Origin of the sequence: Streptomyces cahuitamycinicus (assembly GCF_002891435.1) — a bacterium.
GTDB lineage: Bacteria > Actinomycetota > Actinomycetes > Streptomycetales > Streptomycetaceae > Streptomyces > Streptomyces cahuitamycinicus.
The window spans coordinates 1-3,235 of sequence record NZ_POUC01000644.1 but is presented as its reverse complement, the minus strand read 5'-3'; the positions used below and the strand labels follow the sequence as shown (position 1 = coordinate 3,235).

General features: G+C 71.2%; 1 protein-coding gene and 1 pseudogene. Both read left to right on the top strand.

Features of this window, described 5'->3' with window-relative positions; all coding sequences use genetic code 11:
* Window positions 1–178 precede the first annotated feature (178 nt).
* Window positions 179–2,701: an FxSxx-COOH system tetratricopeptide repeat protein gene (gene fxsT / locus C1J00_RS40910; protein WP_102913905.1), complete on the top strand. Its 2,523-nt coding sequence runs from the start codon at window positions 179–181 to the stop codon at window positions 2,699–2,701.
* A 67-nt stretch (window positions 2,702–2,768) separates the two neighbouring features.
* Window positions 2,769–3,235, top strand: a pseudogene (locus C1J00_RS40905) (hypothetical protein); the annotation flags it as partial.

Genomic DNA, 3,235 nt, shown 5'->3' with positions numbered 1-3,235 from the left:
GGTGGAGAACAGCGCGTCCGCCCACCCACCCCCACAGGTGAAAAACCCGGGCGAAACGACTCCATCCAGCCCAGCGGGCATCAACCCGGATTCGGGAACTTCCGATCCGACTGGAGAATCCGCGCCGTCGGAGACGGCCGAGGCGCACCGACAACAGACCCCGGAGGCAGAGCCGCTCATGCAGCGCACCACGACCGCGACGCCGGCCCTACTGGTGAACGTGCCCATGCGCAACACCTCGTTCGTCGGCCGTCAGGCGCTGCTGAGGGCCGTGGAGGAGCAGCTCGCCGCCCAGGACACAGCGGCCGTCCTGCCCAACGCCCTGCACGGCCTCGGCGGCGTCGGCAAGTCCCAGCTGGCGCTGGAGTACATCTACACCCACCAGCGTGACTACCGGATCATCTGCTGGATCCCCGCCGAACGCGAGAGCCTCATCCTGGCCGCGCTCTCCTCCCTCGCCTCCCAGCTGGGCGTCGCCCCCGTCGGCCAGGACAGCATGGGCGCCGCAGCGGCCAACACGGCCGTGCCCGCGGTGCTGGAGGCGCTGCGCACCGGGACGCCCTACGACAACTGGCTGCTGGTCTTCGACAACGCCGAGGACATCGAGGCGGTGCGCGGCTACTTCCCGCACAACGGACCGGGCAAGGTCATCGTCACATCCCGGAACCGGGGCTGGGAACGGGTGGCCACCTCGCTGCCGGTCAACGTCTTCGAGCGCGAGGAGTCCATCGAACTGCTGCAGAAGCGCGCCGCGGACCTGCCCCGGGAGGACGCCGACCGCCTCGCCGAAGCACTCGGCGACCTGCCGCTCGCCGTGGAGCAGGCGGGCGCCTGGCTCGGCGTCACCGGCATGGAGGTCGACGAGTACCTCGACCTGCTCGCCCGGCGCAGTCCGGAGATCCTGGAGATCGAGCAGAGCCCCGACTACCCGGTCTCCGTCGCCGCCGCCTGGGACATCTCCCTGGAGCGCATCAGGGAGAACAACCCGGGTGCCCGCCAGCTCCTCGACATCTGCGCCAGCATGGCCCCCGAGCCGATCCCGCGGTCGATCCTGCGCAGCAGCCGGGGCGTCAACATCACACCGCAGATCGACCCGATGCTCCGCGAGCCGATCAGACTCAACCGCGCCATCCGGGACCTCAGCCAGTTCTCCCTGATCAAGGTCGACCCGCGCGCGGGCACCCTTCAGATGCACCGCCTGCTCCAGACCGTGCTCCTCGCCAAGCTGAGCGAAGAGGAACGCGAGCGGATGCGGGACGCCGCCCACCAGCTGCTGTCCGCCGCCAACCGCGGCTCCTACGGAGCCTCCCAGGGGTGGCGCGACTATCAGGCGCTGCTGCCTCACGTACTCGCCTCCCAGGCGGTGACCAGCACCGACCCCTATGTGCGTGACCTCGTCTACGACACGATGTGGTTCCTCTACTACTGGGGCGACCACGAGAACGCCGCGGTCTTCGGCCGGCAGGCATGGAGCGCCTGGCTCGCCGCATCGGGCGAGGACGACATCTACGTCATCCGGATGACCAAGGGCTTCGCCTTCCTGCTGCGTCAGGTCGGCCAGATCGCCGAGTCGATCCCGCTCACCGAGAAGGCGCTGGAGGTCTCCCGCCGGGTGCAGGTCGAGCCCGAGGAGCTCATCGACTCCCTGTGCGAGATGTCCGACGCCCGCCGGTACCAGGGCCGCTTCCAGGAAGCGCGGAACCTGGGCCGGGAGGCCACCGAACTGGCCCGCTCGCTGTTCGGCCCCGATGATCCCGCCACCCTGCGGAGCAGCCACAGCTGGGGCGTCGACCTGAGACTGTGCGGGGAGTTCAGGGAAGCGCTGCCGCTGGACGAGGAGACCGCCCGCCAGCGCGACATGCTGCTCGGCGACGCCAGCTTCTTCACGCTCAACACCCTGCACTGCGTCGGCATCGACATGCGGGAGGCGGGCCGGTACCCCGGGGCGCGCGAATGGCAGGAGGACGTCTACCGCAGGGCCGCAGCAGCGCTCGGTGACAAGCACCCCCTGACGCTGCGCATCGCCCGTGACCTCGGAGTCTGCCGCCGCAGAGACGGAGACCTCGCCGAGGGCGCCAAGCTCGCCGAGGAGACCCTGCGCAACTTCAAGTCCCGCTACGGCGACGAGCACCTCGACTCGCTGACCACGGCGACCAACGTCTGCGTCGACCGGCGCCTGTCCGGAGACCTGGAGGGCTCGCGGCGCCTTGCGGAGTCCACCGTGGCCAGGCTGCTACGGCGCCTCGGACCGAACCACGCGCACACCCTGGTGACCAGGGCGAACCTGGCCGCCACCGAGCGGGCCCTGGGTTCCCTGGACACCGCGCAGGAACTGGAGGACGACGTGGTGCGCCGACTGGGTGACACGGTCGGAGCGCAGCACGTCATCGCACTCACCGTCGGCATCGGCCAGGCCAACACCGCCTACGCGCGGCTCGACTTCGAGCGGGCGCACGCGATCGACTCCGCCAACCTGCCGCTGCTGAGCGAAGTGGCGGGTGGGGACCATCCGCTCACCCTCTCCTGCCTCTCCAACCTCGCGCTCGATCTGCGGGGCCTCGGGCGCGGTGACGAGGCGGACGTGCTCCAGCGCAAGGCGGTGGAGGGCTTCGCGGGAGTGCTGCGCACCGACCACCCCTGGCTGCAGGCTGCCCGCCAGCGCCGCCGCATCGAGTGCGACATCGCTCCCATGCCCATGTGAGGCCGGTCAACTTCCTTGTGGTACTGGTAAGTTGGTACCACAAGGACAGTCGTGTCACGGGGGGCGCATGACGGCGGTCGTGTTCGTCCATGGGACCGGGGTCCGCGAGCCGGGCCTCACCGCGCTGGTCGCGCGGGTGACGGCCGGACTGGGTGAACAGCGCGACGGCCTTCGCGTGGTGCCCTACGCCTGGGGAGCGGCACACGGTGCCACGCTCGCGGCCGGCGGGGCCAGCCTGCCGCCCCGCTCCGGCACCACACGCGGCATCGGCGAAGGCCCGTCACAACCGCTCCCCGGCGACGAGACGGCCGCGACCTGGGCCGCCCTCTACGCCGACCCGTCGGCCGAACTGGCTCTGGCAGCCGCCGGATCCGGCCCTGCCGTCGAACGCCCGCCCGGCACCGTACCGCCGCAGCAGCGCATCCGTGCGCTGCTCACCGCACTCGCCGCCCGGGGCGACGAACCAGGAGCCGAGGCGGGCCCCGGGCTGGCCCGCGCCGCCACCGACCTGGCCGCCCACCCCCTGCTCGGCCC

Excerpts from the sequence above, each read along its gene's own strand:
- fxsT (WP_102913905.1), top strand. The coding sequence starts at position 179 with ATGCAGCGCACCACGACCGCGACGCCGGCCCTACTGGTGAACGTGCCC.